Genomic DNA, 25,296 nt, shown 5'->3' with positions numbered 1-25,296 from the left:
CCTCCTGCCCCGCCCTCACCTCAGCCAGTTTCGCACAAGCAAGCCGCGACATTATGCCGACAAGGGCGGACGTGCGCCTTGAAATCGGGATCAAACGAGAGCGGCGGTTCAGTGACTTCCACCTATACCAGCTACAGACTGATCAGTCAGGATATCGGCAAATCGCTCGAGCGGGTCTCGAAGCAGCCAGACGTGGCACGCGAGACCGAATATTACCGTGAAAAGATCGGCAACGTGAAATCCATCGACGATTTCATGGCCGATACACGTCTTTACAATTACGCGCTGAAAGCCCACGGCCTGGAAGACATGGCCTATGCAAAAGCCTTCATCCGCAAGGTGCTGACGGAAGGGGCGAGCGACAAGAACGCCTTCGCCAACAAGCTCTCCGACAATCGTTATGCCGAGCTTGCAAAGTCGCTGGATTTCGCGGGCCTGGGTGCGGCTGCAACCGCCACCGAGGCGGCCAAATCAGGTGTCATCGGCAACTACGCCCGCCAGACGCTGGAACAGGAAGCGGGCGACGACAATAACGGCGTCCGGCTCGCCCTTTATTTTGAGCGCAAGGCACCGACAATCAAATCCGGCCTCGATTTTCTGGCCGACGACGCGCTTGCGCAGGTGTTCCGCACAACGTTCAACCTGCCTGACGCATTTGCTGCGGCTGATGTCGACAAGCAGGCCGCCCTCATCGAAAAGAGCATCAATATCAAGGATCTGCAGGATCCTGAAAAGGTCGGCAAGTTGCTCGAGCGTTTCACCATCATGTGGGAAATGCAAAACCCCTCGACGACCTACGATCCCCTGGCCGTTTTCGGCTCCTCCAGCGGCTACGGCATTTCCCCCGACCTGCTGATTTCCATCAACTCCCTGAAACTCGGAGGCAAATGATATGCAATCCGGACTATATGTCGCCCTGTCCTCGCAGATCGCGCTGGAGCGCCGTCTCACCACCATTTCCGACAATATGGCGAATGTGAACACGGTCGGCTTCCGCGGCTCCGAGGTAAAATTCGACCAAATGGTCGCCAAGAACCACAATGACATGAATGCCAAGGTGGCTTTCGTGTCGCAGGGCAACGACTATCTCTCCACACGCCAGGGCGCTTTCGAGCAGACCGGCAATTCCTTCGATTTCGCCATCAAGGGCGACGCCTGGTTCGCGCTGGATACGCCTGATGGTCAAATCCTGACGCGCGACGGCCGTTTCACCATGCGCCCGGACGGCGCATTGATCTCGTCCAGCGGTTATCCTGTCCTCGACGCCGGCGGCGGCCCGATCAGGCTCAATCCGAATGGCGGCCCGATCACCGTCGGTCTCGACGGCGCCATCAGGCAGAACGACACCATCGCCTCCTCGCTCGGCATCTTCCAGGCGGATTTTTCAAAGGGCTTCCTGCGTCATCCCAATAGCGGCGTGAAGCCCGTGGCCCAGCCCGTTCCGGTCGTCAATAATCATGAGGTCGGCGTCGTTCAGGGTTACCTCGAACAGTCGAACGTCAACGGCATTTCCCAGATGACGCAACTCATCCAGGTCAACCGCGCCTTTGAGAGCATTTCGTCGATGATGCGCGATACCGAATCGACCTTCGGCGAGGGCATCAAAACGCTCGGCGGCGCGCGTTGAGGAACTGACGGATGACAATGCCGGAATCCATGCTCTCGGAATCCATGCTCTCGGGCTGGGCCATTTCGCCGAAGCTCGCCCAGCTCGCCAGCCTTGCCGGACACTATGCCGATCCGGAGTTCTCGGTGGCGCATGGCGGCCATGTCCGCACCATCGCCGCCGGGCACTACACGGTATCCGGCCTGTCGCGGCACGTCAGGCTCGGCGAATTCGTTGCTCATCGCAGCGCGACCGGCATTCATCTCGGCGAAGTCGTGCGCGTGGAGCCGGATATTTGCTATGTCTGCCCTATCGAGCCCGGCGAGCCGATCGGCATCCACGACACCGTCATCCGCAAGGGCGCCTTCCGCGTCTCGCCCGACGAGAGCTGGTGCGGTCGCACCATCAATGCGCTTGGCGAGCCGATCGACGGCCAGGGGCCGCTTGCTTCCGGCATCGTGCGCCGTTCGATTTCCAACAATGCGCCGCCCTCGATGACCCGTAAAAGGGTGGAGACACCCTTCAAGACGGGTGTCCGGGCCATCGATATCTTCTCCCCGCTTTGTCTCGGGCAGCGTCTCGGTATTTTCGCCGGTTCAGGCGTTGGCAAATCCACGTTGCTATCGATGCTCGCCAAGGCCGACGCCTTCGACAAGGTGGTGATTGCGCTTGTCGGTGAACGCGGACGCGAAGTGCGCGAGTTCATCGAAGATACGATGGGCGAGAATATGAGCAAGTCCGTCGCCGTCGTCGCGACGAGCGACGAAAGCCCGATGCTGCGCAAGATGGCACCGCTTTCCGCCGTTACCATCGCCGAGCATTTTCGCGATCAGGGCGATAATGTCCTTCTCATCATCGACAGCGTGACGCGATTTGCCCATGCGATCCGCGAGGTGGCGGTGGCTTCTGGCGAACCGCCGGTCGCACGCGGTTATCCCGCCTCGGTCTTCACCGAACTGCCGCGGCTGCTGGAACGGGCAGGACCGGGCGCGGAAGGCACCGGCACTATCACCGCCATCGTCTCCATTCTCGTGGATGGCGACAATCACAACGATCCGATTGCCGATTCGACCCGTGGTATTCTCGACGGCCATATCGTGCTGGATCGCAGCCTTGCCGAAGAGGGCCGTTATCCGCCGATCAATCCGCTCGCCTCGATCTCGCGTCTTGCCAAGAAGGCGTGGACGCCGGATCAGGAAAAGCTGGTCTCGCGCCTCAAGGCGCTGGTGCATCGTTTCGAGGAAACGCGGGATCTTCGTCTCATCGGCGGTTACCGGCCCGGAACCGACCCCGATCTCGACATGGCGGTGAAGCAGGTTCCGATCATCTATGAAACGCTGAAACAGCTGCCGGACGAACCGGCGGCACAGGATGCCTATGCCGATCTGGCGACCGCATTGCGCGGTGGAGCACAGAATGGCCAGCCCCAGGTCAATCCGAGAATGAGAGGCTGACCCCGTGAACAACAAGCGGAACGACAATAGCCACGATGAAGACGTGCCCTCCAAGCCGATCTTCTTTACGCCCGACCGCATTCTCGCATGGACGGGCATCGGGCTTGCCGCTGCAGCAGCCTTTTTCCCCTGGTACGTCTTCTTCAACGAGGAGAAATTCGGCATGAAGGTGGCGGGCGGCGATCGCACCCGCGATCTGCCCCATACCGGACCGCGGGAAGTCTTCAGCGTCTCGCCCATGGCCATGACCAACCGCAACAAGGAAGACACCCCGCCACCGGCGGAGCTGCCCGACATGCTGACGACGGCGACCGTCAACGCTGGCGGCAAGGAGAGACAGAACAATGTGGCAGCCGGGATCGAAGACCAACCCTTCCCCGGCCAGACATCGTTCCGTCTGCTACATGTCTCCAATGGCCGCGCCCTGATCGAAGACAGTTCAGGCATGTATATGGTGCGGGTCGGCTCCACATTGCCTGACAATGCGTTGCTGACGAAGATCGAGCAGCGCAATGGCGAATGGCTGATCGAGACATCCTCCGGAAAAACCTATCATCCGGACAAATAGTCCGACTGCCTTGAGCGGAAGGCCGCGCTGTACGTCCCGGTGACAACAGTCCTCGCAGCAAAACCTCCTGATGACCGTCGCAAAGACCTCTTTGCGACGGCGTTTTATCGGCAATGCCATTCCGGGCCGTCCCCATAACAGCCGTCAGAGACGGCTGTTTGTGTGCGACGTTCGGTTTATTTTCTCTGGTTGCCGGCAAGAGCGGCTGTCACACCAAGGCCGATATAAACGAAACCGCTGACCCAGCGTTCGGCTTTCAGATAAACGGGGCTGCGCTTCAGCCAGCTGCCGGCCGTACCGGCCACAAGCGCATAGGTGCCGTCCGTCAAGACGCCGATGATTGTGTAGAGAATGCCGAGGAAAGCGATCTGCATCGCCACATGGCCCCGGCCAACCTCAACGAACTGCGGAAGAAAAGCCAGAAAGAACAAGGCTGTCTTCGGATTGAGGAGGTTGACGATGAAACCCTCGCGAAAGATGCGCATGCGGCTGCGCGTCGGGTGGCCGCCCTCGATGTCGGGAATGTCCGAAGAGCCGAAGAGCTTCTTGAGTCCAAGCCAGATCAGATAGGCCGCGCCGGCATATTTCACAACGCTGAAGGCCAGCGCAGACGAGGCGAGAAGCGCCGACAATCCAACGGCGGCAGCGACAACGTGAACAAGCGTCGCCGAATGGATGCCAAGGATCGACACGAGACCGGCGGAACGGCCCTGCTCGACCGAGCGCGCGAAGATGTAAAGAACCGCAGGGCCGGGCACAAGAAGGAGCACCAGCGTGGCGCTGACGAACAGGCCGAGATTGGCTGCACTGGGAATTACCAGATCCATGATTGTCTTCCTCCGTTTCCAACCACTATAGCGATAAGATTGGGTTACCTTCAAGCGAGTGGAACCAGCTTCCGAAAGCCCCCTGCCCGGCACTTGTAGAATCCCATCCGGTCCGGCCTGACGCCAAATTTTCGCATGCGATCATTCAGGGCGAAGGCGCGCCGGAGTGACGGCGTGCCATTTTATTCTCCCGAAGGTACTCTTCCACGACGCTTCTCGACTCTGGCCAACGCCTTCTCTCCTCTCCGCAAGTCTGACGCAAGATTAACCCCGTAGGTTCGGGCCATACGAGATGGAGAAGTCTATGCAACCGATTCAACTGTTCGAACTGGCATCCCGCCAAGCGGAATGGCTGAGCGTGCGGCAGGAAGTCGTGGCGACCAACATCGCCAACGCCAACACACCCAAGTTCCACGCCAAAGATGTCAGTCCCTTCGAAGCGGTCATGCAGGCCACCAGCCAGCAGGTCGGCATGGCCAGGACAAACCCTGCCCACCTTGGTGAAAGCACACTCAGCGAGAATATCGCGGTGCGGGACAACCCGGTCAACAACGAGATCGGCATGCAGGAATCGGGCAATTCGGTCGGGCTTGCGGAAGAAATGACCAAGACCGGCGAGATCAAGCGGCAGTACGACCTGAACGCCAGTCTCGTCAAATCCTTCCATCGCATGATGCTGATGACGGTTAAGAGGTAAACCATGGATCCCTTGAGTGCGGCAAGCAAGATAGCCGGCAGCGGCCTGGAGGTGCAGTCCACACGATTGCGCATCGTCTCCGAAAACATCGCCAACGCCCGATCGACCGGCGATACGCCCGGTGCCGATCCCTATCGTCGCAAGACCGTCACCTTCGGCTCCGAGCTGGACCACGTCAGCGGCGTCGAGCGCGTGAAGGTGAAGAAGCTCGGTGTCGACCGTGGCGATTTCGTCCATGAATACGACCCCGGCAATCCGGCCGCCGATACCAACGGTATGGTCAAGATGCCGAACGTCAACGTCCTGATCGAAATGGCCGACATGCGCGAAGCAAACCGCAGCTATGACGCCAATCTTCAGGTCATCCGCCAGACACGCGACCTCGTCGCCTCCACAATCGACCTTCTGAAGGCATCGCAATGATCGACGGTATCAAGCAACTCGGTTCCCTTTCGCTCACCCGCGGCGCAAGCGGCGTCTCCTCGCTGACGGAAAGCCTTTTCGGCGGCGAGCAGCAGACGACGCCCGCCCAGCAGACGGGCGCAAGCTTCGCCAGCGTTCTCGGCAACGTATCAATGGATGCGATGAACAATCTGAAGAAGGCGGAAGTTGCCTCCTTCGAAGGCATTCAGGGCAAGGCGAATACCCGCGAAGTGGTCGATGCCGTGCTTTCGGCCGAACAGTCGCTGCAAACCGCCATCGCGCTGCGCGACAAGATCGTGTCGGCCTATCTCGACATTACCAAGATGCAGATCTAGCCCAGCAGGAATATTGACATGAGAGCTCTTGCCATCGCTGCCACCGGTATGGACGCCCAGCAGACCAATCTGGAAGTCATCGCCAACAACATCGCCAACATCAACACCACCGGCTACAAGCGTGCGCGCGCGGAGTTCACCGATCTTCTTTACCAGACCGAGCGCATGCAGGGCGTGCCGAACCGCGCCAACCAGGCCATCGTGCCTGAGGGCGCCAATATCGGTCTCGGCGTGCAGACATCCGCCGTGCGCAACATCCACACCCAGGGCAATCTGATCGAAACCGGCAACAAGCTCGATGTGGCGATCATCGGTCAGGGCTGGTTCCAGATCGAGGCAGCCGACGGTTCGACGCTCTACAGCCGCGCCGGCGCCTTCAACAAGAATGCCGACGGCAACCTGGTGACGGTCGATGGCTACAATGTCATTCCGAACATCAATATCCCGACCGACGCGCAGGACATCACCATTACCCGCACGGGTCAGGTGACTGCGCGCATCGGCAATGCCGCTGAATTCACCGAACTCGGCCAGCTGACCATCGCCAACTTCGCCAACGAAGCGGGTCTGAAGCCGCTCGGCGACAACCTCTTTTCCCAGACGCCGGCCTCCGGCGCCCCGGTTGTCGGCGTGCCTGACGATCCGAGCTATGGCTACGTCAAACAATCCTACCTCGAAGGCTCGAACGTCGACGCCGTCAAGGAAATCACCGACCTCATCACGGCGCAGCGCGCCTATGAGATGAATTCCAAGGTCATCACCACCGCTGACGAAATGGCTTCGATTGTCAGCAAGAACCTGAAGTAAGAACGGAAAGGCAGGCGAACATGAGGTTTGGCCGGAACAATAGCAGTTGCAGAACGGCACTCGTCCGTATGTGTCTCGCGTCTGCCTTTTCACTGGGCGCCCTGGCGCCCGCTCTTGCGCAGGCGCCAATGGCACTGGTTCCCGTGCGCACCATCTATCCGGGCGAGGCGATCTCGCCCGAACAGGTGAAGTCGGTGGAAGTGACCAACCCGAATATTTCCGCTGGTTATGCGAGCGATATCAGCGAAGTGGAAGGCATGATCTCCAAGCAGACCCTGCTTCCCGGCCGCACGATCCCCATTGCGGCGCTTCGCGAACCGTCCCTGGTAGTGCGCGGTACAAGCGTCAAACTCGTTTTCCACATTGGCAACATGACGCTGATGGCTTCCGGAACGCCAATGAGCGACGGCTCGCTCGGCGAGGTCGTCAGGGTACGCAACATCGATTCCGGCGTGATGGTCAGCGGCACGGTCATGAAGGACGGAACCATTCAGGTGATGGCGAAATGAGAGTGCTTCGTATCATAGCCGCGGCTCTGGTCTTTTCGGCCCTGCCCTTCCTCTCCACACCGCCCGCGCAGGCCGACACATCCCGCATCAAGGATATCGCATCCCTGCAGGCCGGACGTGACAACCAGCTGATCGGTTACGGTCTCGTCGTGGGTCTGCAGGGCACGGGCGACAGCCTGCGCTCCTCGCCTTTCACCGAACAGTCCATGCGCGCCATGCTGCAGAACCTCGGCATCACCACGCAGGGTGGCCAGTCCAACGCCAAGAACATCGCCGCCGTGATGGTGACGGCCAATCTGCCGCCATTCGCCAGCCCCGGCAGCCGTGTGGACGTGACGGTCAGCTCGCTTGGCGACGCGACCTCGCTTCGTGGCGGCAACCTCATCATGACGTCGCTTTCCGGCGCGGACGGGCAGATTTACGCCGTCGCGCAAGGCGCGCTGATCGTCAACGGTTTTTCGGCGCAGGGCGATGCCGCGACGCTGACGCAGGGCGTCACCACGTCGGCGCGCGTGCCGAACGGCGCGATCATCGAGCGGGAACTGCCGTCGAAGTTCAAGGATTCGGTCAATCTGGTCCTTCAGCTGCGCAATCCCGATTTTTCGACGGCCGTGCGTGTGGCTGATGTCGTCAACGCCTTTGCCCGCGCCCGTTATGGCGACCCGATCGCCGAACCGCGCGATTCGCAGGAAATCGCGGTGCAGAAACCCCGCGTCGCAGACCTCACCCGGCTGATGGCGGAAATCGAAAATCTGACGGTCGAGACGGATACGCCTGCCAAGGTCGTGATCAACGAGCGCACCGGCACGATCGTCATCGGTGCGGATGTCCGCATTTCCCGCGTCGCCGTCAGCTATGGAACGCTCACCGTGCAGGTGACGGAATCGCCGCAGGTCATCCAGCCCGCACCCTTTTCGCGCGGCCAGACGGCGGTGCAGCCGCAGACGGATATCATGGCCATGCAGGAAGGCAGCAAGGTCGCCATCGTCGAAGGCCCGGACCTTCGCACGCTGGTTGCCGGTCTCAACAGCATCGGGCTCAAGGCGGACGGCATCATCGCCATCCTGCAAGGCATCAAATCCGCCGGCGCCCTTCAGGCGGAGCTCGTGCTGCAATGATGGAACGTCAGACCAAAAATCCGCTCTCGAATGGCCTCGTCCGCTTTGCGGCCGTCGCGTCGCTGCTGTTCCTGCTGCCGGTTGCCGGCGCCGAAAGCCAGCAGAACGTGGTGTCTGAACTCAGCACGCATGACGAAATCCAGAAATTCTGCACCAATATTGCCGATGCTGCCCGCGACCAGCGTTACCTCATGCAGAAGCAGGAGCTTGAAAAGCTTCAGGCCGACGTCAATGAACGTATTTCTGTGCTGGAAAACCGCAAGGCGGAATATGAGGACTGGCTGGCGCGCCGCGAACATTTCCTCAATCAGGCCAAAAGCAACCTCGTCGACATCTACAAGACGATGAAGGCGGACGCCGCAGCTCCCCAGCTCGAAAAGATGCATGTGGAGATCGCGGCCGCCATCATCATGCAGCTGCCACCGCGCCAATCCGGCCTCATCCTCAGCGAAATGGATGCGCAGAAAGCCGCAACCGTCGCCGGCATCATGTCGCAGGCAATCGACAAAAACACTTCGAAGGATCCTTCATGAGCACGCGTCGTCTTCCGGCCCTCCTCCTGCCGCTCGCTCTCCTGGCCGGCTGCCAGAACAACCAGACCCTGAAGGAAATCGGCAACGCACCCGCGATGAGCCCGATCGGCAGCGGCCTGCAATTCAGCCAGACACCGCAGATGGGCATGTATCCCAAGCAGCCGAAACACATGGCAAGCGGCTATTCGCTGTGGAGCGACAGCCAGGGTGCGCTGTTCAAGGATCTGCGCGCACTCAATATCGGCGACATCCTGACCGTCAACATCCAGATCAACGACAAGGCCGATTTCGACAACGAGACCGAGCGCAACCGCACCAATGCCAGTGGCCTGAACTGGAAGGCAAAAGCCCAGATCCTGGGCTGGACGCCGGATGCGGATTCCAGCATCAAATACGGCTCCGACACCGACACACAGGCCAAGGGCAAGACCAAGCGCTCCGAAAAGCTGACGCTGCTAGTGGCCGCCGTCGTGACCGGCATTCTGGAAAACGGCAACCTCATCATCAGCGGCTCGCAGGAAGTGCGTGTGAACCACGAAATCCGCATCCTCAACGTCGGCGGTATCGTCCGGCCGCAGGATGTCGATGCGCAGAACATCATCTCCTACGAGCGCATCGCCGAGGCACGCATCTCCTATGGCGGCCGTGGCCGTCTGACGGAAGTGCAGCAGCCCCCGGTCGGGCAGCAGGTCGTCGACCTGTTCTCGCCGCTCTGACGCACACGGGAACGGACTGACCCATGGAAAACGAACAGGCAGAGGGCAAGAAGAAATCCTCCCCTCTGGTCATGACCATCGCAGGCGTTGTGATCCTCACCCTGCTCGGTGCGGGCGGCGGCTGGCTCGTGGGCGGCATGATCGCCCCGAAAGTTGCCGCAACGGAGGCCCATGCCACCGCTGCGGCCGGCGGCCATGGCGAGAAGAAGGGCGAAGGCCTCGATAAAATCTCGGCCGAAGCGAACGGCATCGTCCAGCTCGATCCCATCACCACCAATCTCGCCTACCCTTCGACCAACTGGGTGCGGCTGGAAGTGGCGCTGATGTTCAAGGGGCCGGTGGAAGTCGGGCTGGCGGAGGATATCCATCAGGATATCATGGCCTATGTCCGGACCGTTTCCCTTCAGCAGCTGGAAGGGCCGCGCGGCTTTCAATATCTTAAGGATGACATTCAGGAACGAGTTGACCTGCGCTCTCAAGGGCGCGTATCCAAGGTCATGTTCCGGACCTTTGTCATCGAATGATTCGATTTCTTGTAACCATCGCCGTCCTCCTCGCTTTGCCGGGCCTTGCCAGTGCCCAGCAATTTCCGTCCGATCTGTTCAACACGCAGATCGACGGCTCCGTCGCCGCATGGATCATCCGCACTTTCGGCCTGTTGACGGTTCTTTCCGTCGCGCCGGGTATCCTGATCATGGTCACGAGCTTTCCGCGCTTCGTGATTGCCTTCTCGATCCTGCGGTCAGGCATGGGACTGGCCTCGACGCCATCAAACATGATCCTGCTGTCGATGGCGATGTTCATGACCTTTTACGTCATGTCCCCCACCTTCGACAAAGCCTGGACGGATGGCGTGCAGCCGTTGCTGCAGAACCAGATCAACGAACAGCAGGCCGTGCAGCGCATTGCCGAGCCCTTCCGCACCTTCATGAACGCCAATACGCGTGACAAGGACCTGAAGCTGTTCGTCGACATCGCCCGCGAGCGCGGACAGGTGGTGATGACCGACAATGTCGTCGACTATCGCGTACTGGTTCCTGCCTTCATGCTCTCGGAAATCCGGCGCGGTTTCGAGATCGGCTTCCTCATCATCCTGCCGTTCCTCGTCATCGATCTCATCGTCGCCACCATCACCATGGCCATGGGCATGATGATGCTGCCACCCACCTCGATTTCGCTGCCGTTCAAGATTCTGTTTTTCGTGCTGATCGACGGCTGGAACCTGCTTGTGGGAAGCCTCGTCAGATCGTTCAACTAACGGCCCTCATACCCCGCTGATACACATTAACCCTGTTTTTTAACCCCGCGCCCCCAAGGCCGCGGGGTTTTCGCATTTTAGTGCTTTAGTTACCATTTTCACTAGCGACTGGGTAACTATATTCATCAACCAAAAAGTCACCATTTAACTAAATCAAAAAGTAACCATAAGTATTTTCAAGTATTTCTTGGCGCTCAAATTAATGATTGCGCAATTATTCACTGAGAAATTCTTCTCACACGCAGCGGGTTTGGTTTCTGGAACTAAGCGTTTCTGAACCGAGTGGCATGAAGCCGAAACGTTGCGACCGGTAATATCCAACCCGGTATGTCCCCACTCCAGTATCTCGTAAAAACAAGGGACACATTTATTATGGCAAGCATTCTGACCAACAACAACGCAATGGCCGCTCTCTCGACCCTGCGTACCATCGCTTCCGACCTGTCGACCACGCAGGACCGTATTTCTTCCGGCCTGAAGGTTGGTTCGGCTTCGGACAACGCTGCTTACTGGTCGATCGCGACCACCATGCGCTCCGACAACAAGGCTCTCGGCGCAGTATCCGACGCGCTGGGCATGGGCGCTGCCAAGGTTGATACCGCATCTGCCGGTATGGACGCCGCCATCAAGGTCGTTACCGACATCAAGGCAAAGGTCGTAGCCGCCAAGGAACAGGGCGTCGACAAGGCCAAGGTTCAGGAAGAAGTTTCTCAGCTTCTCGACCAGCTGAAGTCCATCGGCACGAGCGCGTCCTTCAACGGCGAAAACTGGCTCGTTTCCAGCGCCAACGCTACCAAGACGGTTGTTTCCGGCTTTGTTCGTGACGCCGGCGGCACTGTCAGCGTCAAGACCACGGACTACGCACTCGATGCCAACTCCATGCTCTACACGGAAGGCACCCCGGGCACGATCGACGCAAACTCCGGTATCCTGAACGCGACCGGTGCAACGACCACCGTCGGCGCCAAGACCTACACACAGATCTCCGTGCTCGACATGAATGTCAGCACCGATGACCTCGACAACGCTCTTTACTCTGTTGAAACCGCTCTGACGAAGATGACCAGCGCCGGCGCCAAGCTCGGTTCGCTGTCTGCACGTATCGACCTGCAGAGCAACTTCGCCGACAAGCTGTCCGACACCATCGAAAAGGGCGTTGGCCGTCTCGTTGACGCTGACATGAACGAAGAGTCCACCAAGCTGAAGGCTCTGCAGACGCAGCAGCAGCTGGCAATCCAGGCTCTTTCGATCGCAAACAGCGACTCGCAGAGCATCCTGTCGCTCTTCCGCTAAGAGCTGAGCTTCTCATAGCCCTCCGGGGCTGGGGGATCCATTTCTTCCCACAAGCAATCGGTGGCTGACCGAACGCAGACCGGGATAGAAGGCATAAAGGTCCGAAAGGCTGAATCGGACTGAATGCATTAATGAGGCCGCATCTGGAAACGGGTGCGGCCTTATCTTTTTTTTAAACTTTTGGAGATACGCGCGCGTGCGCGCGAAGGTTGCATATTTAATTTTGGCGACGCTGAATTTCTTTCTGCGCTTATCAATTCATTAACCAAACCCGCGTTACCTAATGCTCATCGAAACGGCGAGCTAACGTTAAAAATCAGCCAGTTAGCAGGCATGATGCTGTGCGCCGTTACCGGTGAAACCGGAATGTCCCTTCTTTAATCAGCCATTCAAGGGGCACACTACTATGACGAGTATTATCACGAATGTCGCAGCAATGTCTGCGCTCCAGACCCTGCGCTCTATCGGCCAGAACATGGAATCCACCCAGGCACGCGTTTCCTCCGGCCTTCGCGTCGGCGATGCTTCCGACAACGCTGCCTACTGGTCGATCGCAACCACCATGCGCTCTGACAACATGGCTCTCTCTTCCGTTTCCGATGCTCTCGGCCTCGGCGCCGCCAAGGTGGACACCGCTTCCGCCGGCATGAATTCCGCAATTGACGTCGTCAAGGAAATCAAGGCAAAGCTGGTCACCGCAACTGAAGAAGGCGTTGACCGCACCAAGGTTCAGGAAGAAATCGGCCAGCTGCAGAAGCAGCTCGCATCGATCGCCCAGGGCGCTTCCTTCTACGGCGAAAACTGGCTTGTTGGCGCTTCCACCCTCGGCGCGACAACGCCTGGCACGGACCCTGACAAGTCTGTCGTTGCCGGCTTCGTTCGCTCCACCGGTGGCGCCGTTAACGTCACGACCACGAAATACGCTCTCGACAACACCGCAACCGGCAACACGTTGTTCGGCTCGGTTGACACCGCAGGCGTTCCGGACACGACCGGCATTCTTGGCACGGTCGGAACGTTCACAACCGTTACCGCCCAGTCCGTCTACACGCTTGACATCACCCAGTATGCAGCCGCAGACCGCGCCACCAACATGGCCGAAGCCCTGACGCTGGTTGAAAACTCGCTCAAGGCGATGACCAGCGCGGCTGCAAAGCTCGGCTCGCTCTCCATGCGTATCGGCCTGCAGGAAGACTTCGCTTCCAAGCTGTCCGACTCCGTCGAAAAGGGCATCGGCCGCCTCGTGGACGCTGACATGAACGAAGAGTCCACCCGCCTCAAGGCTCTGCAGACCCAGCAGCAGCTCGGCGTTCAGGCTCTCTCGATCGCCAACAGCAACTCCGAAAGCATCCTGTCGCTCTTCCGTTAATCGAAAGCTTCAGTCGAAATCATCAACCGCGCCGAAAGGCGCGGTTTTTGTTTGTGCACTTGCCTGCGAAATTCACGAGATTTTTTGATTAAGAGTTCATTAACCAAATCACGGCTAAATCAGCGCATCGAAACGACTCGTTAACCAAGACGAAAAAGAGGTTAACAGGCATCAAGCCGCTCAGTCGTTTCCGGCGATCCCGGAATGTCCCTTCCCATTTAGCCAGCTCAAAGGGGCAATTATGACAAGTATTCTGACGAACACCGCCGCCATGTCGGCGCTCCAGACCTTGCGCGCAATCAGCGGCCAGCTCGAAGACACCCAATCCAGAGTTTCGTCTGGATTACGCGTAAAATCGGCCTCCGATAACGCCGCCTATTGGTCGATCGCGACGACCATGCGTTCCGACAACATGGCTCTCTCCGCCGTTCAGGATGCATTGGGTCTCGGCGCGGCCAAGGTCGACGTCGCTTATTCCGCGATGGAAAGCACCGTCGAAGTCGTCAAGGAAATCAAGTCGAAAATCGTCGCGGCAACCGAAGAAGGTGTCGACAAGACGAAAATCCAGGAAGAAATCGACCAACTGAAAAAACAGCTCGAATCGATTGCCCAGGGTGCATCTTTCAGTGGCGAAAACTGGCTGCTGGGCACCGGCGCCAAGACCGTCGTTTCCGGTTTTGTGCGCGATGGCGCCGGCACCGTCAGCGTTACGAAAACGGACTATACGCTTGTCGACACCACCGCCGGCACAACAACCGCCAACGTGCTTTTCGGCCTGACAGGCTCGCCCGCAACGCTTGACACAACAAAGGGCATCATCGGCCAGCCCGGCACGGCGTCCGGCATTTCCGTATGGGATATCGATCTCAAGCTGTTCAATTCTGCAACGCCGCCGACCTACACTATCGGGAACCTTCTCACCGATGTCGAAACGGCATTTCAGTCGATCAGCAGCGCATCCGCCGCACTCGGTTCGATCAAGATGCGCATCGGCCTGCAGGAAGACTTCGTCTCGAAACTCACCGACTCCATCGACAAGGGCATTGGCCGTCTCGTGGATGCGGATATGAACGAAGAATCCACCAAGCTCAAGGCTCTTCAGACACAGCAGCAGCTGGGCATCCAGTCGCTCTCCATCGCCAATACCAGTTCCGAAAATATCCTGTCGCTATTCCGCCAGTAAGCGGCGCCCGTTGGCTACGGGCGGTTTCGTCCCGCTCTGGCAGCAACAGAATATTCGGATATGGAGACCGCGCTTCGCAAGAGGCGCGGTTTTCCATTTGAAAGAGGCTGGCGCAACGCGCGCGGACTGAAGCGCGACGACGCCTTCGGCGTGCGCGATTATCTAACTATCTGTTTTATGGGAGAAAATGGTGCTGCTAGAGAGATTTGAACTCTCGGCCTCTCCCTTACCAAGGGAGTGCTCTACCCCTGAGCTATAGCAGCATCCGGTGCCGAAGCGTCTGCTTCAGCATCAAGCGTGGCGGCCTATTGCCATAGGTTTTTGACGAGCGCAAGTCGCAAAACGATATTCTTCATCCAGCGGGGCAAAAAAGCGTGCCCCCTGTTGAAAAACGCATTTTTCAGATATTGCTGAATTTATGAACGAACAACATGACAAACAGGCGAAGGCGGCGGTTTCCGTAGACGTTTCGAAGGAACCGTCAGCCGTGGCGGCAAACGGCAACACGCAGGCCGGCCCCGGTGAAAAGGCGCGCCAGCGTGAGGCGGAGCGCAAGGCACGGGCGGCGAAGAAGCTTCGTGAAAATCTTCTGAAGCGCAAACAGCAGGTTCGGGCGCGCCGCGCAGGTGAAGAAGACCAGACGATTGGCCTGCCTGCCGCAAAAACGGACGAATCATCCTCATAGACAATTCACCAGCATAAAATTGAAACGCCGCGGAAATTCGTCTAAGGACGCGCTTTTACGCAAGGCATGATAAGAAAGGCGGGCACAGGCCCGTAGGGACGCATGGATCGCATCAGAATTACGGGTGGCAACAAGCTCAACGGCGTCATCCCCATCTCCGGCGCCAAAAACGCCGCCTTGCCGTTGATGATCGCTTCGCTTCTGACCAGCGACACGCTGACGCTCGAAAACGTGCCGCATCTGGCGGACGTGGAGCAGCTCATCCGCATTCTCGGCAATCATGGCGTCGATATTTCCGTCAATGGTCGTCGCGAAAGCCAGGGCGAGGCCTATTCCCGTACCGTGCATTTCACTTGCCGTACCATTGTCGACACGACAGCCCCGTATGAGCTGGTTTCGAAGATGCGCGCGAGCTTCTGGGTCATCGGTCCGCTTCTGGCGCGTGAGGGCCGCGCCCGCGTTTCCCTGCCCGGCGGCTGCGCCATCGGCACGCGCCCGGTCGACCTGTTCATCGAGGGCCTGCAGGCGCTTGGTGCGACGATGGAGATCGATGGCGGCTACATCAATGCCAGCGCCCCCAAGGGTGGCCTCATCGGCGCTGTCTACACCTTCCCGAAAGTGTCGGTGGGCGCGACGCATGTGATGCTGATGGCAGCAAGCCTTGCCCGCGGCACCACCGTCATCCACAACGCTGCCCGCGAGCCGGAAGTGGTCGATCTCGCGCACTGCCTGATCGCCATGGGCGCCAAAATCGAAGGCGCCGGCACCTCCACCATCACCATTGAGGGCGTCACTTCGCTCTCCGGCGCGCGCCACCGGGTTCTGCCCGATCGTATCGAAACCGGCACCTATGCCATGGCGGTCGCCATGGCCGGAGGTGACGTGGTGCTGGAAGGCACGCGCGCATCGCTGCTCGACAATGCGCTCGACACGCTGCGGCTGGCAGGCGTCACGATCAGTGACACCGATACAGGCCTGCGCGTCGTGCGCAACGGCAACGGTATTCAACCGGTCGATATCGTCACCGAGCCCTTCCCCGGCTTCCCGACCGATCTGCAGGCGCAGTTCATGGCGCTGATGACCCGTTCGCAGGGCGTCTCGCACATTACCGAGACCATCTTCGAAAACCGCTTCATGCATGTGCAGGAACTGGCCCGTCTCGGCGCCAAGATTTCGCTCTCCGGTCAGATGGCTCGCATCGAAGGCGTTTCCCGCCTGAAGGGTGCACCGGTCATGGCGACCGATCTGCGCGCCTCGGTGTCGCTGGTCATCGCCGGCCTCGTGGCAGAAGGCGAGACCATGGTTTCGCGCGTCTATCACCTCGACCGCGGTTTCGAACGTCTCGAAGAAAAGCTTACCCGTTGCGGCGCGCTGGTCGAACGCGTCAGCGATTGATACCTTCATTGCCGCTCTTCGATTTTCCACCCGTTGCACAGCGGGCCGCGACTGCTTATTTCCAGTACAAGAAATAGACATTGCGGCCCGTGTCCGCGGAAAAGGAAGAAATGATGAGCGGCCTGAAATTGCTGGCGCTGGATACCGAAGATCTCTCGATCATCTCGACACACATGCAGGACAGCGTCTTCAAGCTCAAGGATGTTGCCTTCGAACCGAGGCAGGGGCAGTTTACCCTTTCCGCCAACCGTTTCGTTTGGGAAAGCGCCAGCAAAAAGAATTTGCCGCCCGAGCGCTGCCGCAGCGTGATTTTCCTGAAGCGTGTGTCTGCCGTCCGTTCGCAGTCCATCAACTTGGCCGACAGGGAGCAGGTGCTTTCGCTTCTGGCGATACGCTTTACCCCTGTTGGTGAAGGGCCGGATGGTGTCGTTGAACTGGCGCTTTCGGGCGGTGGTACCATCGCGCTTGACGTCGAATGCATCGAAGCGCAGCTGACCGATGTGAGCGGCGCCTGGGAAACCGCCACCAAACCGCATCATCCCGACAGCGAATAAACGCTGCGAGCCCTCGCAACGGTTGCCTTTCCTTGCCGTTTCGATTTATGCCACATACCAGAGCCGTGATTATTGCGCGGCAAGTTCGTGCACCTCGCGGGATCACCCGCGGGGACAATGAAAGGGTAATGGCGTGGCAATCTGGCTGGAGCGGGCATCGGCTGATTTCGAACAGAAATTCGCTGCCTTCCTGACAACCAAGAGAGAAGTTTCCGAAGACGTCAACGCGACGGTTCGCGACATCATCAACGATGTCCGTCATCGCGGCGATGCGGCCCTTGCCCATTATTCCCAGAAATTTGACGGCATTGATTTTACCAGGGTTTCGATGCGGGTGACGGCGGATGAAATCGACGCCGCGTTCTCGGCGGTCGACAGGAACGTCATCGAGGCGCTTGAACTCGCAGCCCGGCGTATCGAAAAACACCATGCGCGGCAGATGCCGAAGGATGACATCTACGAGGATGATATCGGCGTCGGCCTCGGCTCGCGCTGGACCGCCATCGAGGCGGTGGGACTTTATGTGCCCGGCGGCACGGCGAGCTATCCGAGTTCGGTGCTGATGAATGCCGTACCGGCAAAGGTCGCCGGCGTGGAGCGTATCGTCATGGTCGTGCCGGCCAATGGCGGAGCAGTCAATCCGGCGGTGCTCGCCGCCGCTCGTATTGCAGGCGTCGAGGAAATCTACCGTATCGGTGGCGCACAGGCCGTGGCCGCACTTGCGTATGGCACGGAGACCATCGCGCCGGTCGCCAAGATCGTCGGCCCCGGCAATGCCTATGTGGCGGCCGCCAAGCGGCAGGTATTCGGCACTGTCGGTATCGACATGATCGCTGGACCTTCCGAAGTGCTTGTTATTGCCGACAGGGACAATGATCCCGACTGGCTGGCCGCCGATCTTCTGGCGCAGGCGGAGCATGATCGCGGCGCCCAATCCATTCTCATCACCGACAATGCCGACCTCGGCAAGGCGGTGGAAGCCGCCGTCGAGCGGCAGCTGAAGCGCCTGTCGCGTTCCGAGACGGCGGCGGCCAGCTGGGCCGATTTCGGCGCGATCATTCTGGTCGAAAAGCTCGATGATGCCATTCCGCTCGCCAACCGCATCGCGGCCGAGCATCTGGAGCTTGCCGTCGACGACCCGGATGCGCTGATGGCCCACATCCGCAATGCGGGAGCAATCTTCGTCGGGCGTCATACCCCTGAGGTGATCGGCGATTATGTCGGCGGTTCCAACCACGTCCTGCCGACGGCGCGCTCGGCACGTTTCTCCTCCGGCCTTTCGGTGCTGGATTTCGTCAAGCGCACCTCGATCCTGCGGCTCGGGCCAGAGCAGCTGCGCCAGCTTGCGCCGGCGGCGATCACCCTTGCCCACTCGGAGGGGCTGGACGCGCATGCGCGCTCGGTCTCCATTCGCCTCAACCCGGAAAGTTAAGTGATGGCTTCAGGCGATTTCCGGCTCTGCGACGTGGTACTGGACGACAGCATCGGCCGGTCCACGCCTGATGTGGAGCATGAACGCGCCGTTGCCATTTTCGACCTGATCGAAGAAAACACCTTCGAGCCTGCCGGGCATGAGGGCGGGCCGTACCGGCTGCATATATCGCTCGTCGATGCCAAGCTGGTCTTCGCGATCAAGACCGAGGACGACAAGGATGTCTCCACCCACATCCTCTCGCTGACGCCGTTCCGCCGCATCATCAAGGATTATTTCCTGATCTGCGAAAGCTATTACGAAGCGATCCGCTCCTCGACGCCAAGCCAGATCGAGGCGATCGACATGGGCCGGCGGGGTATCCACAATGACGGTTCGCAGACCCTGATGGATCGGCTGTCCGGCAAGATAAAAGTCGATTTCGATACGGCGCGCCGTCTCTTCACCCTTGTCTGTGTGCTTTATTGGCGGGGTTAGAGATGAACGATCCTGCCGCGGCGCCAAACGAGGGACGAGCACCCAAATCGGTCCTCTTCATGTGCGGCATGAATTCCATCCGCTCCCCCATGGCGGAGGTCATTGCCAAACGGCTGGTGGCGCCAGGCATCTACATACAGTCGGCCGGCGTGCGGGCGGGGGAACGCGATCCCTTTGTGGATGCGGTGCTGGAAGAGCAGGGTTTTTCGCTCGGCAAACACAAACCGCGCACCCTCGATGAGATTGAGGATGATTTTTTCGATCTGATCATTACATTGACACCCGAAGCCCATCACGCCGCACTGGAGCTGACGCGCTCGAATTCTCTCGATGTGGTCTATTGGCCAACGATGGATCCGACGGTCGTTACAGGTACGCGGGAGCAGATACTCGACGCCTATCGCGAGGTGCGGGATCATCTTGCAAAACTGATTGCCGAACGCCTGCCAAAGCGGCAGCAGCCGGTGGCGGATACGCTTTCAAAAGACTGAAAATAGCCCCCGCCTCGCGAAAATCGTTACTGATTTTCAAGCCGATGCTTTAGAGGTTCACAAATGTGCCGGGATTGTGTAGTTTCCGCGCAATTTTCCCGGACACGATACGTCCGGCACTATCAACAGGAAGAAAACCCTTACATGACAAAAGAAGAAGTCCTTGAATTCCCGGGCATCGTAACCGAATTGCTACCGAACGCAACGTTCCGCGTGAAGCTTGAGAACGAACACGAGATCATCGCCCACACGGCGGGCCGTATGCGCAAGAACCGTATCCGCGTTCTGGCGGGCGACAAGGTGCTGGTCGAAATGACGCCTTACGACCTGACCAAGGGCCGCATCACCTACCGCTTCAAGTAATCCACCTTTCGCATCGGACGCCCGGGCCGCGCAATGACCAATTCAAAACAAAAGCTCGTTCTGGCATCCGGTTCGCCGCGGCGTCTGGAGTTGCTGCATCAGATCGGTATCGAACCGGCACGCCTGATGCCGATGGATATTGACGAGACACCCGCAAAGCTCGAGCATCCGCGCACGCTCTGCCGTCGTCTGTCGCAGCAGAAGGCTGAAGCCGCGCAGGCGGCGCTGAAGGGCGAGCAGGCATGGAAAGACGCCTATGTTCTAGGCTCCGATACGGTGGTCGCCGTTGGTCGCCGCATTGTCGGCAAGGCGGAATACACGGAAGAAGCCTCGGCGGCGCTGCACCTTCTCTCGGGGCGTAGCCATTGGGTCTATACCGGCATCTGCCTCGTGACGCCTGACGGAAAAATCCGTCAGAAAGTGGCGGAGACCAAGGTGCGTTTCAAGCGCCTCTCCACGCGCGAGATCGACGCTTACATCGCGTCCGGCCAATGGCGCGGCAAGGCAGGAGCCTATGGCATTCAGGGTATTGCCGGCGCATTCGTGCAGAAACTGACCGGTTCCTACACCAATGTCGTGGGATTGCCGCTTTATGAGACGATGTCGCTTCTATCCGGTGAAGGGTTCGAGGTGACGTCGGGCTGGCTCGAAGGATAGTCCCATGGCAAAATCCTCCACAGAAGGCGCCGGAAAGGTCACCCCACTTCGCAAAACCCAGCCGTGCCCGGAATGTCGCCGGCCGTCGACGCGGGAAAACTATCCCTTTTGTTCGGATCGCTGCCGCTCGCTCGATCTCGCTCGCTGGCTGAACGGCTCCTACGCCATTCCCGTTGCGGACGACGAAAGCAGCGCCGGTGGACAGGACGGCGGCAAAAACAACTCCGAATAAAGACCTGCACTGCCGGAAATCCCGGCGGTGAATTGCAAAAGATTTTTCAGAGCCTCCGCTCACACCTTATATTCACCGGGCTGCCCACAGCCCGAAAAGCCATATCAGAATCGGCTGAGGTCTTTCTCCCAGCCCCCTTAAGGTCTTGCGATGGACGCAGGCTCGCAGAAGAGAGTGAGTTCTGGCGCGCTGCTGTTTGCGGTGCTGGCCGTCTGTTTTGCCATAGGGGCGACGGTGCTGCTTGCCAATGACAAGAAGCATCTCAAGAGCCTGCTGACCTATCTCAATCTGGCGCCCGCCACACGCTTTGCCGAACCGCAGCCGAAGATGAAGCCCGTCAAGCGGCAAAAGCTTGCCGCCAGAACGGTTTACCTGCCACCGCACCTGCTGAAATTCGAACAGTCGGGTGATAGGCCATCCTTCGCCCGGGACTTCGTTCTTTCCGGCAAAGACCTTTGCGACCGCTTCACCGCCGCCGGTTTTTCCAACCCGCAGGGCTGGCACGTCAGCCCGGTCAACATCCGCAATTTCGAGTGCATGGCCGACCTTGCGGCAGGAAAGGCGGAAGACCCGGCGCAGCGGGCATCGCTTTTCCTTGAAATCAGGGGCGAGGCTTCCGGCGACATTCGCTCCATCAGGATGAAGGCTGCTGCGCCAGAGACACCTGATGGCGCCGCTATTTTGGCGAAGCTTGAGGAAATGCTCGCTTTGATCATCGGACAAACCCACTGGGCCGACCTCGCCGGCATGCTTGAACCAGCCCGCAGGATGCAGGCCTATCAGGCGCAGCACTTCGGTATTTCAGTTTCCATCAAACCGGAACCGACCGCACCGCACCGTCTGAACGTGATTTTGCTGGCGAGCGAGGAACCGCCTGGGGTGAAGCTGACACGCGCGTTTTTTGACGGGGACCGCTGGCTTCGCCCGGTCGTTCCTTCGGATCCACCGATACCCCATCCTTCCATCACGAAAAGCCACGCCCCGTGACGTAAAGGCGGCTCAGCCTATCGCTGCCAGCTTGCGCCGCATCGGCGGTATTCTGCCGCTTTGCTGGGCCTGACGCTTGGCTTCCCACTGAAGCGCGGTGCGAACAATGGTAGCCAGATCGTTGAAGCGAGGGCGCCAGCCAAATTCCGACTGGATACGCGACGAATCCGCCACCATGGCCGCAATGTCGCCCGGACGGCGCGGACAATGGATGATCGGGAATTCATATGCGGATTCCCGCTGTACGGCCTGCAGGACGTCCAGAACCGAATAACCGACACCATAACCGCAGTTCAGGGTTCGTGTACCGCCGCCGGCGCGCAGATGCGCCATGGCCAGCATATGCGCATCGATCAGATCGCTGACGTGAATATAGTCACGGACGCCGGTTCCGTCGGCGGTCGGGTAGTCCGTCCCGTAAACCTCCACCCGGTCGCGGCGGCCGGTCGCGGCTTCGCATGCGACCTTGATAAGGTTTGCAACGCCGGTCGGCGAAGGCCCGGCGCGGCCCTGCGGGTCAGCTCCGGCAACGTTGAAGTAACGCAGCGCCACATAATTGAAATCATGCGCCTGCACGACATCGCGCAGCATGATCTCGGACGCGAGTTTCGACAGGCCGTAGGGGTTTTCCGGGCTCAGGATCGCCGTTTCAGGAACGGGACCATCAAAGGGCTGGTTTCCATAGACGGCGGCTGTCGAGGAGAAGATGAAATTGCGGATGCCGTTGCGAACCGCCGCGGCAACAAGCGCGCGGGTCGTGCCGGTATTGTTTTCGTAATATTCCAAGGGCTGGCTGATCGACTCGGGAACGCTGACGGACCCGGCGAAGTGGAAGATGGTCTCGATGTGGTTTTCTTCAAAAACCTGATCGAGCAAGGCGCGGTCGGCCGCATCGCCCAGATAAAAACGCGCCGCTGGCGCGACTGCCCAGCGCGACCCCGTGGAAAGCCGGTCGACGACAACGACCTCTTCCCCGGCATCGAGCAAAGCCCACACCATGTGGCTTCCTATATAACCGGCCCCACCCGTGACCAGAACAGCCATGACATTACTTCCCTGTTTGCTTTTCTTGAGCCTATCAAAGCCAATAATTCTTCATCATTGATTACTTGCACAGCGAATACACAACCGAGCCCCCACCCCATTTAAAAAGGTGGCTTACGATTGGTTAGCGCAATGAGTTTCTTTTTAGTGATTAGATGAAAATGTTCTCATATATGGAACAAGAAGCGCATATCACAGAAAATTCCCCACGTCGATGGTTACGCCGTGGGGTTGCAATTTCAGATCTCGACTGTGATTTTGTTGCCGATTTCCCTACCGCACCGCGATACCCTGCCCGGCAGGGGAAACCCATTGCAGGGAAGATCGAAGCTTACCTGCCGAGAATGTAAGATGCCAGCCGATCGGCCGCATCTTCTATCTGCCTGGGGTTGCGCAGGAAGCAGGCGCGTAGAAACAGTTCTCCGCCCGGACCGAAGGCCGTGCCGGGCGCAAGGCCAACGCCGGTCTTGTCGACGATATCGAGCGCGGTGGCGCGGCTGTCCGTGACGCCGTCGATCTTGAGGAAGGCATAAAGGGCGCCATCCGGTTTCAGGGTTTCCACACGGTTGGTGGCGATCAGCGCGTCACAGAGAATGTCGCGGGAGGTCAAAGCGCGTTCGTAGTTCTCGCGGATGAAACCATCACCGTGATCAAGGGCGGCGACGGCACCGCGCTGCATGAACTGCGCCACGCCTGACGTTGAATATTGAATGAGGTTTTCGATCACCTGACCGATCGCCGGCGGTGCAACAAGCCAGCCGACGCGCCAGCCGGTCATCGACCAGTTTTTAGAGAAGGAGTTGGCGAAGACGATCTTGTCTTCCGGCTCCATCACGTCGAGGAAGGATGGCGCGCGGCTGCCGGCATAGTGATAAAGCGCGTAAATCTCATCCGCGACGATCCACAGATTGTGTTTGCGGGCAAGAGCCAGAACGTCACGGAGATTGTCGCGTGTCGCCGTCCATCCGGTGGGGTTGGAGGGCGTGTTGATGAAGAGCGCCTTCGTCTTGCCGGTAATCGCGCTTTCCAGCTTACCTATATCCAGATCCCAGCGGCCATCGCGGAAATCGATGCCGACCGGAACAGCCTTTGCGCCGGCAACGCCGATGGCGGCGACGATATTGGGCCAGGTGGGGGAGAGATACACCATCTCGTCACCCGGCGAGGTCAGCGCCTGCACGGCAAGCACGATTGCCTGCATGCCGGAACCGGTTGCGTAAAAATGCTCCGGCGGCAGCGACGCCGCGAAATGCCGCTCGTAATAGTGGCTCAGCGCCTGTCGCAGCTCCGGAATGCCACGCTGCCAGGTATAGAAGGTTTCGCCATTGTTCAGCCCATCGATGGCGGCCTGATTGATGAAGTCGGGGCTTGGCAGATCGCCTTCGCCAACCCAGAGCGGCAGGAGATTGTCCCGCCCCCGGGCATAATTCACGACTTCGACAATACCGCTCTCGGACGCGGCCAGAGAGCGCGCACTCAGACTGTTCAAAATGGACATTAAAGACACTCCGTTTGGTGCCTTCTTATCGCATCGAACCAGCCATGTGCATGATATTCCGTGAGGCGATCATGGATTTTCTTTATGGGTCGTCGCTCACAGAAAACCACCGGCCGCACGGGCCGGCGGTTAAACCAGATATATCTGGATCAGCGCGTCTTCAGCAGATCGCGAATTTCAGTAAGCAGCCTGACGTCTTCCGGCGGCGGAGCTGCGTCCGGCTTCTCTTCAATCTTCTTGCGGTCAACCGAATCGCGGAGCTTGTTGACACCCTTGACCATCAGGAAAATGATCCAGGCCAGGATGAGGAAGTTGATGAGAACCGTCAGGAAGTTACCATAGGCGAAGACGGCGCCCTGTTCGCGGGCGGCAGCGAGCGAGGTGGCGTTGACGTTGGAACTCAGCGGCAGGAAGTAGTTCGAGAAGTCGAACCCGCCGAAGATCGCGCCGACGATCGGCATGATGAGATCGTTGACGACGGAATCGACGATCTTGCTGAAAGCCGCACCGATAATAACACCCACGGCCAGATCCATGACATTGCCGCGGGCAATGAAGGTTTTAAATTCGTTAAGCATTCAGATTGTCCCTCTCTCCTGCTTCGCGAGCTGAAGCTATGTGACTGTCCCTACGCCTTCAACCATACAGATTCCCTTACACATTTGGAATTCGTCAAGATTGCATTTATTAGCTTTTTTGCACGCTGGATGTTAGCTTTCAGGAGGCTGTTCATAGGCAACGGATCGAGGGTGCGTGGAGCTTACCCCCCTCTGCCCTGCCGGGCA

General features: G+C 59.0%; 32 protein-coding genes and 1 tRNA gene. 28 read left to right on the top strand and 5 right to left on the bottom strand.

All coding sequences use genetic code 11. The features are described from left to right. Positions 1-111 precede the first annotated feature (111 nt). The 4 genes from NYR50_RS01010 to NYR50_RS00995 are packed head-to-tail and all read left to right on the top strand — an operon-like array spanning position 112 to position 3,628. Positions 112-891: a DUF1217 domain-containing protein gene (locus NYR50_RS01010; protein ID WP_035215323.1), complete on the top strand. Its 780-nt coding sequence runs from the start codon at positions 112-114 to the stop codon at positions 889-891. A 1-nt stretch (position 892) separates the two neighbouring features. Next, a complete protein-coding gene (flgF, locus tag NYR50_RS01005; protein ID WP_418136491.1) occupies positions 893-1,627 on the top strand; it encodes a flagellar basal-body rod protein FlgF in 735 nt (244 codons plus the stop codon). Between the two features lie 11 nt (positions 1,628-1,638). Continuing rightward, entirely contained in the window at positions 1,639-3,060 is a 1,422-nt protein-coding gene (gene fliI / locus NYR50_RS01000; RefSeq protein ID WP_418136490.1) for a flagellar protein export ATPase FliI, read from the top strand. A gap of 4 nt (positions 3,061-3,064) precedes the next feature. After that, positions 3,065-3,628, top strand: a complete 564-nt coding sequence (locus tag NYR50_RS00995; RefSeq protein WP_418136489.1) for a hypothetical protein — start codon at positions 3,065-3,067, stop codon at positions 3,626-3,628. Between the two features lie 176 nt (positions 3,629-3,804). Here NYR50_RS00995 and NYR50_RS00990 read toward each other — a convergent pair whose 3' ends face one another. Beyond that, the gene (locus NYR50_RS00990; protein WP_080810599.1) at positions 3,805-4,455 is read right to left on the bottom strand and encodes a LysE family translocator; all 651 of its coding nucleotides are present in this window, start codon (positions 4,453-4,455) and stop codon (positions 3,805-3,807) included. A 304-nt stretch (positions 4,456-4,759) separates the two neighbouring features. Between NYR50_RS00990 and flgB the strand changes: the two genes are divergently transcribed. From flgB to NYR50_RS00920, 14 genes are all read left to right on the top strand, one after another. Next, positions 4,760-5,152: a flagellar basal body rod protein FlgB gene (gene flgB, locus NYR50_RS00985; protein WP_006313020.1), complete on the top strand. Its 393-nt coding sequence runs from the start codon at positions 4,760-4,762 to the stop codon at positions 5,150-5,152. A gap of 3 nt (positions 5,153-5,155) precedes the next feature. Then, entirely contained in the window at positions 5,156-5,575 is a 420-nt protein-coding gene (flgC, locus tag NYR50_RS00980) for a flagellar basal body rod protein FlgC (RefSeq protein ID WP_006313019.1), read from the top strand. Continuing rightward, positions 5,572-5,910, top strand: a complete 339-nt coding sequence (locus tag NYR50_RS00975; RefSeq protein ID WP_080810601.1) for a flagellar hook-basal body complex protein FliE — start codon at positions 5,572-5,574, stop codon at positions 5,908-5,910. Before flgC ends, NYR50_RS00975 begins: the two co-directional genes overlap by 4 nt. A gap of 18 nt (positions 5,911-5,928) precedes the next feature. After that, entirely contained in the window at positions 5,929-6,717 is a 789-nt protein-coding gene (gene flgG / locus NYR50_RS00970; protein WP_111805707.1) for a flagellar basal-body rod protein FlgG, read from the top strand. Positions 6,718-6,737: 20 nt separating this feature from the next. After that, positions 6,738-7,226: a flagellar basal body P-ring formation chaperone FlgA gene (gene flgA, locus NYR50_RS00965; protein ID WP_010970973.1), complete on the top strand. Its 489-nt coding sequence runs from the start codon at positions 6,738-6,740 to the stop codon at positions 7,224-7,226. Further along, a complete protein-coding gene (locus NYR50_RS00960; protein WP_006313014.1) occupies positions 7,223-8,344 on the top strand; it encodes a flagellar basal body P-ring protein FlgI in 1,122 nt (373 codons plus the stop codon). Before flgA ends, NYR50_RS00960 begins: the two co-directional genes overlap by 4 nt. Then, on the top strand, positions 8,341-8,877 hold the full coding sequence (locus NYR50_RS00955; protein ID WP_418136488.1) for a MotE family protein: 537 nt from the start codon (positions 8,341-8,343) through the stop codon (positions 8,875-8,877). The genes NYR50_RS00960 and NYR50_RS00955 overlap by 4 nt, the downstream gene beginning before the upstream one ends. Beyond that, on the top strand, positions 8,874-9,593 hold the full coding sequence (flgH, locus tag NYR50_RS00950; RefSeq protein ID WP_006313011.1) for a flagellar basal body L-ring protein FlgH: 720 nt from the start codon (positions 8,874-8,876) through the stop codon (positions 9,591-9,593). The genes NYR50_RS00955 and flgH overlap by 4 nt, the downstream gene beginning before the upstream one ends. Before the next feature lie 23 nt (positions 9,594-9,616). Further along, entirely contained in the window at positions 9,617-10,117 is a 501-nt protein-coding gene (locus NYR50_RS00945) for a flagellar basal body-associated FliL family protein (protein WP_418136487.1), read from the top strand. Next, a complete protein-coding gene (gene fliP, locus NYR50_RS00940) occupies positions 10,114-10,851 on the top strand; it encodes a flagellar type III secretion system pore protein FliP (protein WP_174007300.1) in 738 nt (245 codons plus the stop codon). The genes NYR50_RS00945 and fliP overlap by 4 nt, the downstream gene beginning before the upstream one ends. A gap of 372 nt (positions 10,852-11,223) precedes the next feature. Beyond that, positions 11,224-12,144 carry a flagellin gene (locus NYR50_RS00935; protein ID WP_174007295.1) on the top strand — a complete coding sequence of 307 codons (921 nt, stop codon included), beginning with the start codon at positions 11,224-11,226 and terminating at the stop codon, positions 12,142-12,144. A 406-nt stretch (positions 12,145-12,550) separates the two neighbouring features. Continuing rightward, complete coding sequence (locus NYR50_RS00930; RefSeq protein ID WP_418136486.1) at positions 12,551-13,513, top strand: flagellin; 963 nt, start codon at positions 12,551-12,553, stop codon at positions 13,511-13,513. Positions 13,514-13,754: 241 nt separating this feature from the next. Continuing rightward, entirely contained in the window at positions 13,755-14,696 is a 942-nt protein-coding gene (locus NYR50_RS00925) for a flagellin (RefSeq protein ID WP_418136485.1), read from the top strand. Positions 14,697-14,756: 60 nt separating this feature from the next. Further along, complete coding sequence (locus tag NYR50_RS00920; protein WP_418136484.1) at positions 14,757-14,906, top strand: hypothetical protein; 150 nt, start codon at positions 14,757-14,759, stop codon at positions 14,904-14,906. Here the strand turns inward: NYR50_RS00920 and NYR50_RS00915 are convergent. Beyond that, positions 14,885-14,959: transfer RNA gene (locus NYR50_RS00915), tRNA-Thr, on the bottom strand. The two genes, NYR50_RS00920 and NYR50_RS00915, sit on opposite strands and share 22 nt — an antisense overlap. Before the next feature lie 155 nt (positions 14,960-15,114). Here NYR50_RS00915 and NYR50_RS00910 point away from each other — a divergent pair. From NYR50_RS00910 to NYR50_RS00865, 10 genes are all read left to right on the top strand, one after another. Continuing rightward, positions 15,115-15,381, top strand: coding sequence for a hypothetical protein (locus NYR50_RS00910; RefSeq protein ID WP_418136483.1), 267 nt, complete (start codon positions 15,115-15,117; stop codon positions 15,379-15,381). 102 nt (positions 15,382-15,483) lie between these two features. Further along, the gene (murA, locus tag NYR50_RS00905; protein WP_006312942.1) at positions 15,484-16,776 is read left to right on the top strand and encodes a UDP-N-acetylglucosamine 1-carboxyvinyltransferase; all 1,293 of its coding nucleotides are present in this window, start codon (positions 15,484-15,486) and stop codon (positions 16,774-16,776) included. Positions 16,777-16,889: 113 nt separating this feature from the next. Next, complete coding sequence (locus NYR50_RS00900; protein WP_418137318.1) at positions 16,890-17,330, top strand: DUF2948 family protein; 441 nt, start codon at positions 16,890-16,892, stop codon at positions 17,328-17,330. Between the two features lie 133 nt (positions 17,331-17,463). Continuing rightward, on the top strand, positions 17,464-18,762 hold the full coding sequence (gene hisD, locus NYR50_RS00895) for a histidinol dehydrogenase (RefSeq protein WP_418136482.1): 1,299 nt from the start codon (positions 17,464-17,466) through the stop codon (positions 18,760-18,762). A gap of 3 nt (positions 18,763-18,765) precedes the next feature. Continuing rightward, positions 18,766-19,239, top strand: coding sequence for a UPF0262 family protein (locus NYR50_RS00890; RefSeq protein WP_149744032.1), 474 nt, complete (start codon positions 18,766-18,768; stop codon positions 19,237-19,239). A 2-nt stretch (positions 19,240-19,241) separates the two neighbouring features. After that, positions 19,242-19,730: a low molecular weight phosphatase family protein gene (locus NYR50_RS00885; protein ID WP_418136481.1), complete on the top strand. Its 489-nt coding sequence runs from the start codon at positions 19,242-19,244 to the stop codon at positions 19,728-19,730. 144 nt (positions 19,731-19,874) lie between these two features. Beyond that, positions 19,875-20,093, top strand: coding sequence for a translation initiation factor IF-1 (infA, locus tag NYR50_RS00880; protein ID WP_004432473.1), 219 nt, complete (start codon positions 19,875-19,877; stop codon positions 20,091-20,093). A gap of 33 nt (positions 20,094-20,126) precedes the next feature. Next, entirely contained in the window at positions 20,127-20,750 is a 624-nt protein-coding gene (locus tag NYR50_RS00875) for a Maf-like protein (RefSeq protein WP_418136480.1), read from the top strand. 4 nt (positions 20,751-20,754) lie between these two features. After that, on the top strand, positions 20,755-20,982 hold the full coding sequence (yacG, locus tag NYR50_RS00870; protein WP_230058463.1) for a DNA gyrase inhibitor YacG: 228 nt from the start codon (positions 20,755-20,757) through the stop codon (positions 20,980-20,982). 150 nt (positions 20,983-21,132) lie between these two features. Continuing rightward, entirely contained in the window at positions 21,133-21,969 is an 837-nt protein-coding gene (locus NYR50_RS00865; RefSeq protein WP_418136479.1) for a DUF6030 family protein, read from the top strand. Positions 21,970-21,981: 12 nt separating this feature from the next. On the opposite strand, the gene galE is transcribed toward NYR50_RS00865, so the two are convergent. The 3 genes from galE to mscL all read right to left on the bottom strand — a co-directional run bounded on the left by galE (position 21,982) and on the right by mscL (position 25,089). Continuing rightward, positions 21,982-23,013, bottom strand: coding sequence for a UDP-glucose 4-epimerase GalE (gene galE, locus NYR50_RS00860; RefSeq protein ID WP_418136478.1), 1,032 nt, complete (start codon positions 23,011-23,013; stop codon positions 21,982-21,984). 331 nt (positions 23,014-23,344) lie between these two features. Further along, positions 23,345-24,511 (bottom strand): pyridoxal phosphate-dependent aminotransferase, encoded by a 1,167-nt coding sequence (locus NYR50_RS00855; RefSeq protein ID WP_418136477.1) that lies wholly within the window; start codon positions 24,509-24,511, stop codon positions 23,345-23,347. Positions 24,512-24,660: 149 nt separating this feature from the next. Then, positions 24,661-25,089 carry a large conductance mechanosensitive channel protein MscL gene (mscL, locus tag NYR50_RS00850; protein WP_418136476.1) on the bottom strand — a complete coding sequence of 143 codons (429 nt, stop codon included), beginning with the start codon at positions 25,087-25,089 and terminating at the stop codon, positions 24,661-24,663. Between the last annotated feature and the right edge of the window lie 207 nt (positions 25,090-25,296).

This window comes from Agrobacterium sp. El2ro-1b, from assembly GCF_048298475.1.
Classification (GTDB): domain Bacteria; phylum Pseudomonadota; class Alphaproteobacteria; order Rhizobiales; family Rhizobiaceae; genus Agrobacterium; species Agrobacterium fabrum.
This window is presented reverse-complemented; position numbering and strand designations above follow the sequence as displayed.

Coding starts and splice junctions, on each gene's coding strand:
- flgF (WP_418136491.1), top strand. CDS start 893: ATGCAATCCGGACTATATGTCGCCCTGTCCTCGCAGATCGCGCTGGAG.
- fliI (WP_418136490.1), top strand. CDS start 1,639: ATGACAATGCCGGAATCCATGCTCTCGGAATCCATGCTCTCGGGCTGG.
- NYR50_RS00990 (WP_080810599.1), bottom strand. CDS start 4,455: ATGGATCTGGTAATTCCCAGTGCAGCCAATCTCGGCCTGTTCGTCAGC.
- flgB (WP_006313020.1), top strand. CDS start 4,760: ATGCAACCGATTCAACTGTTCGAACTGGCATCCCGCCAAGCGGAATGG.
- flgC (WP_006313019.1), top strand. CDS start 5,156: ATGGATCCCTTGAGTGCGGCAAGCAAGATAGCCGGCAGCGGCCTGGAG.
- NYR50_RS00975 (WP_080810601.1), top strand. CDS start 5,572: ATGATCGACGGTATCAAGCAACTCGGTTCCCTTTCGCTCACCCGCGGC.
- flgG (WP_111805707.1), top strand. CDS start 5,929: ATGAGAGCTCTTGCCATCGCTGCCACCGGTATGGACGCCCAGCAGACC.
- flgA (WP_010970973.1), top strand. CDS start 6,738: ATGAGGTTTGGCCGGAACAATAGCAGTTGCAGAACGGCACTCGTCCGT.
- NYR50_RS00960 (WP_006313014.1), top strand. CDS start 7,223: ATGAGAGTGCTTCGTATCATAGCCGCGGCTCTGGTCTTTTCGGCCCTG.
- NYR50_RS00955 (WP_418136488.1), top strand. CDS start 8,341: ATGATGGAACGTCAGACCAAAAATCCGCTCTCGAATGGCCTCGTCCGC.
- flgH (WP_006313011.1), top strand. CDS start 8,874: ATGAGCACGCGTCGTCTTCCGGCCCTCCTCCTGCCGCTCGCTCTCCTG.
- NYR50_RS00945 (WP_418136487.1), top strand. CDS start 9,617: ATGGAAAACGAACAGGCAGAGGGCAAGAAGAAATCCTCCCCTCTGGTC.
- fliP (WP_174007300.1), top strand. CDS start 10,114: ATGATTCGATTTCTTGTAACCATCGCCGTCCTCCTCGCTTTGCCGGGC.
- NYR50_RS00935 (WP_174007295.1), top strand. CDS start 11,224: ATGGCAAGCATTCTGACCAACAACAACGCAATGGCCGCTCTCTCGACC.
- NYR50_RS00930 (WP_418136486.1), top strand. CDS start 12,551: ATGACGAGTATTATCACGAATGTCGCAGCAATGTCTGCGCTCCAGACC.
- NYR50_RS00925 (WP_418136485.1), top strand. CDS start 13,755: ATGACAAGTATTCTGACGAACACCGCCGCCATGTCGGCGCTCCAGACC.
- NYR50_RS00920 (WP_418136484.1), top strand. CDS start 14,757: ATGGAGACCGCGCTTCGCAAGAGGCGCGGTTTTCCATTTGAAAGAGGC.
- NYR50_RS00910 (WP_418136483.1), top strand. CDS start 15,115: ATGAACGAACAACATGACAAACAGGCGAAGGCGGCGGTTTCCGTAGAC.
- murA (WP_006312942.1), top strand. CDS start 15,484: ATGGATCGCATCAGAATTACGGGTGGCAACAAGCTCAACGGCGTCATC.
- NYR50_RS00900 (WP_418137318.1), top strand. CDS start 16,890: ATGAGCGGCCTGAAATTGCTGGCGCTGGATACCGAAGATCTCTCGATC.
- NYR50_RS00890 (WP_149744032.1), top strand. CDS start 18,766: ATGGCTTCAGGCGATTTCCGGCTCTGCGACGTGGTACTGGACGACAGC.
- NYR50_RS00885 (WP_418136481.1), top strand. CDS start 19,242: ATGAACGATCCTGCCGCGGCGCCAAACGAGGGACGAGCACCCAAATCG.
- infA (WP_004432473.1), top strand. CDS start 19,875: ATGACAAAAGAAGAAGTCCTTGAATTCCCGGGCATCGTAACCGAATTG.
- NYR50_RS00875 (WP_418136480.1), top strand. CDS start 20,127: ATGACCAATTCAAAACAAAAGCTCGTTCTGGCATCCGGTTCGCCGCGG.
- yacG (WP_230058463.1), top strand. CDS start 20,755: ATGGCAAAATCCTCCACAGAAGGCGCCGGAAAGGTCACCCCACTTCGC.
- NYR50_RS00865 (WP_418136479.1), top strand. CDS start 21,133: ATGGACGCAGGCTCGCAGAAGAGAGTGAGTTCTGGCGCGCTGCTGTTT.
- galE (WP_418136478.1), bottom strand. CDS start 23,013: ATGGCTGTTCTGGTCACGGGTGGGGCCGGTTATATAGGAAGCCACATG.
- NYR50_RS00855 (WP_418136477.1), bottom strand. CDS start 24,511: ATGTCCATTTTGAACAGTCTGAGTGCGCGCTCTCTGGCCGCGTCCGAG.
- mscL (WP_418136476.1), bottom strand. CDS start 25,089: ATGCTTAACGAATTTAAAACCTTCATTGCCCGCGGCAATGTCATGGAT.